Annotated in this window: 4 protein-coding genes; all 4 read right to left on the bottom strand. The window is 63.2% G+C overall.

The genetic code is table 11. The features are described 5' to 3' along the window. Nucleotides 1-349 precede the first annotated feature (349 nt). On the bottom strand, nucleotides 350-1,288 hold the full coding sequence (locus FMM79_RS01035) for a 1-phosphofructokinase family hexose kinase (protein ID WP_148625324.1): 939 nt from the start codon (nucleotides 1,286-1,288) through the stop codon (nucleotides 350-352). Between the two features lie 123 nt (nucleotides 1,289-1,411). Further along, nucleotides 1,412-4,228, bottom strand: coding sequence for an EAL domain-containing protein (locus FMM79_RS01030; protein WP_240338899.1), 2,817 nt, complete (start codon nucleotides 4,226-4,228; stop codon nucleotides 1,412-1,414). Nucleotides 4,229-4,444: 216 nt separating this feature from the next. Further along, nucleotides 4,445-4,747: a hypothetical protein gene (locus FMM79_RS01025; protein WP_148625322.1), complete on the bottom strand. Its 303-nt coding sequence runs from the start codon at nucleotides 4,745-4,747 to the stop codon at nucleotides 4,445-4,447. 28 nt (nucleotides 4,748-4,775) lie between these two features. Then, entirely contained in the window at nucleotides 4,776-6,368 is a 1,593-nt protein-coding gene (locus FMM79_RS01020) for an isocitrate lyase (protein WP_148625340.1), read from the bottom strand. Nucleotides 6,369-6,461 lie beyond the last annotated feature (93 nt).

Below are 6,461 nucleotides of genomic sequence, written 5' to 3'. Positions count from 1 at the left end.
GGGGGTGACGGGGAGGGGGAGGCGGCGCCTCGACCCCCAATTGGCCCCCTTAAAAATCGGCGCGCCGGAGATTCCCCCGGCGCGCTCTCTCCCAACCTCTTCAAAACTCGGTACGGTCTAAAAGACTGTTCGAGAAGAATGTGCAACAGAAATGTCCGCCTGAAAAGTAATAATTGCAAATATGCTTGCATCAAGCGCTCAAAATGACCCGTATTGGAGCTAAGGAATTGTGCTGATGCGAAGTGAGGGGGCGGTTTATCGCAATATCATGCTGCACCTGCGAAAGCTGGGCCATTTGCTGCACATGCGTCAAGCGCGAGAACTTCCGTAAAAAGCGAATCAGTATAGATCATAGTGGTTCGGGATCGGGCACTTGTCTAAGTAGGCGGGCGATGTCGGGGGCCTGGGCAAGCCCGGTACCTGCCCGCAGCACGGCGGCGGTTCCCGCGGCAAGCCCCATGCCGAATGCGGCGAAATCATCATCGCCGCGCGCCAGAGCGTAGACCATCGCTGCGACAAAGCTGTCGCCTGCGCCCACTGCGCTTGCTGCTTCGATCGGCAGTGCCGGAAGGAACCAGGCACCGTTGGCCCGCGCCAAAATCGCTCCTTCATGACCCAAGGTTACAGCCACCAGCCTCGCCTTGCCTTCCGCGACGATGCCACGGGCGGCTTCGGCGATGGCTGGATGGCCCCTGAGGGAAGTTCCCAGGTAGCGCTCCAGTTCGCCCGAGCTGGGTTTAACCAGCAGCAGGTCGCCCTGGGCGATGCCATGGGAGAGGGCGGGGCCCGAACTATCGAGAACGACTTTAATCCCTTTGCCTCGCAGGCGTCTCGTGGCCTGCGCGTAGAAGTCATCGGGGACACCGGGAGGCAGCGAGCCGCTCAGGACCGCGATGTCGGCATTCGTTTCGTCCAGCCGGTCGAGGCATTCATTCCATTCTTCGGGTGCGATGCGCGGCCCTTGCGGGGTGAAGCGGTATTCCTTGCCGCTCTGGCGTTCCAGCACCGCCGAAGCGACGCGGGTGGGGCCGGTTATGGCTATGCGCGTGCGGACCAGTTGATGCAGATCGATCAGGCCATCGAGTGCAGGCCCGGTGGCTCCGCCGGAGAGATAGAAAGAGCGCGCATGTCCGCCCAGCCGCACGAAGACGCGGGCGACGTTGAGACCGCCGCCGCCAGGGGCGTACCACTCGTTGTCGGTACGCATCTTGTGGGTGTGGCGCATTTCGGCGACGTCGTAGGAAACGTCGATGGTCGGGTTCATCGTCAAGGTGGCGATCGACTTCATCGGCAACGGTCTCCTCGCAGGCAGGGGCGGATGTGCACCGTGCGCGAGGTTGGGGTGCCTGTCCATGTTCTCGATCAAGCGCGCCAGTAGGCTGGCAGGCGCTTTACCCTGAGACATCATGTGTCAGATGTTGACGGCGGTTTTTTGCGTGAGATCGGAGCGGGGGTGGCTCGGTGGTCCGCCCGGACGGCCAAAATAATAGCCTTGCGCCTCGTCGCAGCCCTCGTTCTCCAGAATTCGCAGCTGCGCCTCGGTCTCCACGCCTTCGGCCAGAACCGGAATGGCGAGGCTTTTGCCCAGCGCAAGAACGGCGCGGATAATCGCGCGGGCCTGTGCGCTCGTGTCCGAGAGCAGGAGAAAGGACTTGTCGATCTTGATCTTGTCGAAGGGAAATGAATGGAGCGTGTCGAGCGAGGAGTAGCCCGTACCGAAGTCGTCGATGGCCACCCCGATCCCCATGGCCTTCATCTGGCGCAGGCAGTGGAGTGCGCGTAGCTTGTCCTCGATGATCGCGGTTTCGGTGATCTCAAGTTCAAGACGGCGCGGGGAAAGACCGGTCTCGGTGAGGATCCTGTGGATCGTGGCGACAAGATCGGGTTTGGAGAACTGCACGGCGGACAGATTGACGGCAATCTTTTCTCCGCTCGGCCAGCGCTGGGCTTCGCGGCAGGCTTCTTCCAGCACCCATTCGCCGATGGCGAAGATCGATCCGCTTTCTTCGGCGATCGGGATGAATTCGTCAGGTGGAATGAACCCCAGGCGGGGATGTTGCCAGCGTAGAAGGGCTTCGTAACCGCTGAGCGTCCCGCTACGCAGCGAGCGCTGCGGCTGGTAAAGCAGGTGCAGTTCGCCGCGCGCGATGGCCTGGCGCAGGTCTCCTGCCAGAAGGCGACGGCGCCGGGCGGCGGCGTCCATGCCTTCCTCGTAGTAGCAGCAGCTTTCGCCGCGCTTGCCCTTCGCGCGGTACATCGCAAGGTCCGCGTTGTTGAGGAGAGTTTCTCGGTCGGTGCCATTGTCGGGGAAGATCGCGATTCCCAGGCTCGCGCCGACGTCGATCTCCCTGCAGTCATTGGATCCCGCAATGCAGTCGTGCAGTCGGCTGATAAATTCGCTGAGGTCCTGAATGTCGGTGAACAGCTTGGCGGCGGCAAACTCGTCCCCGCCGAGCCGGGCGACGACTTCGCTCTCGAGTGTGCCCTCCGTCACCGCGCGGCCGATGGACTGGAGCAGCGCATCGCCCGCAGCATGGCCGTGCGTGTCGTTGACGTCCTTGAAACGGTCGAGGTCCATTGCAATCACGGCGACCTTGGCCTGCGTGCGCTTGGCAAGCGCGAGCTTGTCGTCGAGACGCTGGTTGAAGCGGGTGCGGTTGGGCAGTCCGGTGAGGCTGTCATGCAGCGCCATGTGCGCGATGCGCGCTTCGGAGCGGCGCTGCTCGGTGATGTCATCGCACGTGGTGACCCAGCCACCGTCGGGAAGTGCGCGGTTAGCAATCGAGACCGCCATGGCTCCGTCGAAATCGATCGTGATCGGGGGAAGTGACGGGTTGGCAAAGGTCTCCTTCAGGAGCTGGCGGTACTGAGCAAGTGCGGGCGCGGCGTGCTCTGTCCCATCAGGGTTCATGAAGCCGGCGCGGACCATATCGGCAAGCGGCGTTCCCGCTTCGCAGACGCTATCGTCGAGGCCCCATAGCTCGCGAAAGCGGGCGTTGCACAACGCCAGGCGGCCGTCGGCATCGAACAGGCAGAGGCCTTCGTGCATGTTGGTCAGTGCGGTGTCGAGGCGCATCGACGTCTGGGCGATAAGGTCCTTGTCCGCCTTGAAACCGCTCACATCGCGCATGACGAACGAGTAGCCTGCAAGCCTGCCTTCGGGGCCGTGCGTGGCTTGGAAGGTGCCGTAGCCCCAGAACGTGGACCCGTCCCGTCGCATATAGAGACATTCGCCCGAGGCACCGCCGGTTTCGCGCGCATGTTCGAGCGTGCGCGCGGGCAGGTCGTCACTGCGGTCGCCATAGCTGAACAGCCGTGCGACGGGCATTCCGATCATATCCTGTGCGCAGTAGCCGGTCAGGTTGCGTGCGCCTTCGTTCCACTGCGTGACGGTTCCATCCCTGTCGAGCAGGAAGATGGCGTAGTCCGAGATCGAGCGGACAAGGTCGGAGAACTGCCGTTCGCTCCGCAAGAGCGACGCCTCGGCCTGGCTGCGCACGAGCTGGGTCGCCATGCCCGCCGCAAGAATGGCCAGCGCGACGGCGGCCACCCAACCGGCAAGGGAACTTGCCGGGATGGCTGGAACACTCAGTGCGCCATGCTCGGGGCCCGTAGTGAGCGCCGCGGATCCCAGAAGATGCATGAGCGCCATGCCCAGTGCCAGCAGGAGTGCTGGGGGCCAGGGCCCGCCTGTGCAGCGCCGCGCCAGCGTGTAGGTGAGCGCGGGATAGAAGAACAGTCCGGGGAGGAGTAGGGAGGCGGCCACTAGGGCGGGGTGCCATTGGAACGTCGTGATGACCTGCAGCGAGAGGCCTCCCAGATAGTGCATGGCGCCGAAGCCGATGGATAGCAGGGCCGCCGCCAAAGCCCTTGCACGGACCGTTTGCCCCGGAACGGCCAGATGCAGGGCGAGGAGCCCGGCGGCCAGACCGGTGGCCTGGCTAGCGAGCGTCAGGACTGCGGAATGGTCGTGGTCGTGGCTTGAATCCTCTCCCAGAAGCGCAATGAAGTGGCTGGCCCAGGCGCCGACACCAAATGCACCACCAGCCGCCAGTGTCCAGAGGCGTCGTTCGCGATGTCGGCTGCTGCGGGCCTGGCGCAGCAGCAGGACGGTCGTCCCCGAAGCCATCAGGCATACGATGCCCGCCAGCAATATCAGGTCCATCCGGGACTGCTGGAGCGCGCTCGTCGCGATCAGGTCGAGGGTATCTGTGCCGCTGATGGCCATTCCTGAGCCGTAGTGGGATCGGGCTTGAGATCGCTCTAATCGAGCCTTGCGTAACTGTCCGGTAATGCCAGTCCGTCATCTGGGCAGGGCGCTCCGGCACGCAAATGGGCCCGCCCCGCAGTATCTGCGGAACGGGCCACGCTTTCCTCCCCAGGAAAACTCGAAGAATTCGGCTTCCCGACCCGGCGTTCTGGAGCGCCGGTAGCGGGGGCTCCATCAGCGGCGGATTGCCGAGCCGAGGCGGTGATAGAGCGCGGAGTACTTGGACGAAATGGGATCGTCCTCATGGGCCTTCAGGTAGAACAGGCAGGCGTCCTGCAGCAGCTTGAAGTCCTGGTTGGACAGCACCGCGCGGGCGCGGGCCGGTTCGGTCGTGGTCGTTGCAGTCATCATGTCACGTCTCCTTCCATTGCGCGCGCCGGTATTGGCGTCGGTCGTTGTCGGTTCTTCGGTATCGGCGAGCGGGGCGAGTTTGAGAGTCGCCCCGCTCGGCAATTTCAGGTGTTCGTGGATATCCATATGCTCGCTCCTCTCCCAAGCGAGGCGGTCAGGCCGCGAACTGGTTCATCGTGTTGTGTTCGCCGCCAGCCTTGAGGGCTGCTTCGCCAGCGAAGTATTCCTTGTGATCATCGCCGATGTCCGAACCGGCCATGTTCTGGTGCTTCACGCAGGCGATGCCCTGGCGGATCTCCTGGCGCTGGACGCCCTTGACGTAGCCAAGCATGCCCTGCTCGCCAAAGTACTCCTTGGCGAGGTTGTCGGTCGACAGCGCCGCGGTGTGGTAGGTCGGCAGGGTAATGAGGTGGTGGAAGATTCCTGCCTCACGCGCCGCGCCCTTCTGGAAGGTGCGGATTCGTTCGTCGGCCTCGGCCGCCAGTTCAGTGCCGTCGTAGTCCACGCTCATCAGCTTCGCGCGGTCATAGCCCGAAAGATCGCGTCCTGCCGCTTCCCATGCATCGTAGACCTGCTGGCGGAAGTTGAGCGTCCAGTTGAAGCTGGGCGAATTGTTGTAGACCAGCTTGGCATTGGGCATCTCCTCGCGAATGCGGCTGACCATCCCGCCGATCTGCCCGATATGCGGCTTCTCGGTTTCGATCCACAACAGGTCGGCGCCATTACGCAGTGCGTTGATGCAGTCGAGCACGCAGCGGTCCTCGCCGGTCCCCTTGCGGAATTGGTAGAGATTGCTGGGCAGGCGCTTGGGGCGCATGAGCTTGCCCTCGCGGCTGATCAGGACTTCGCCGTGACCGACCTCACTGGTGCCCACTTCCTCGCAATCCAGGTAGCTGTTGTACTGGTCGCCGATGTCGCCCGCCGTGCGGGTATAGGCGATCTGCTTGGTGAGCCCTGCTCCAAGAGAGTCAGTGCGCGCAACGATCAGGCCGTCCTCGACCCCCAGTTCCATGAAAGCATAGCGGATCGCGCGGATCTTCGCGATGAAGTCCTCGTGGGGAACCGTGACCTTACCGTCCTGGTGACCGCACTGCTTCTCGTCCGAGACCTGGTTCTCAATCTGGAGGCAACAGGCGCCTGCCTCGATGAACTTCTTGGCCAGGAGGTAGGTCGCCTCGGCATTGCCGAAGCCGGCATCGATATCTGCGATGATCGGGACTACGTGGGTCTCGTAGTTGTCGATCGCGGTCTCGATGCGCTTGGCTTCCATTTCGTCACCGCCCTTGCGGGCCTTGTCGAGATCGCGGAACATGCCGCCAAGCTCGCGGGCGTCGGCCTGCTTGAGGAAGGTGTAGAGTTCTTCCACCAGGGCGGGGACGCTGGTCTTCTCGTGCATCGACTGATCGGGCAGGGGGCCGAAGTCCGAGCGCAGCGCGGCGACCATCCAGCCCGAGAGATAGAGGTAGCGCCCCTTGGTCGAGCCGAAATGCTTCTTGATGGAAATCATCTTCTGCTGCCCGATGAAACCGTGCCAGCAGCCCAGCGACTGGGTGTAGTTGGCCGGGTCCGCATCATAGGCGGCCATGTCCTGGCGCATGATCTTCGCGGTGTAGCGGGCGATGTCGAGCCCGGTGTTGAAGCGGTTCTGCAGGCGCATGCGCGCAACCGATTCGGCCTCGATGCCGTTCCAGTGGGGCTCGTTGGCGATGGTCTGTCCGGCGGCGCTGATCGTGCTCTGGTAGGTCACTGGTCTCATCCCGTTCATGGTGCCGTTGGCCTGTATTGCGAAGGGCCTTGGAAGCGGCGGTTGTTTCCGATGACCTCCAGCTACGGGGAAAAT

Origin of the sequence: Novosphingobium sp. BW1 (assembly GCF_008107685.1) — a bacterium.
Lineage (GTDB): Bacteria > Pseudomonadota > Alphaproteobacteria > Sphingomonadales > Sphingomonadaceae > Novosphingobium.
This window is presented reverse-complemented; position numbering and strand designations above follow the sequence as displayed.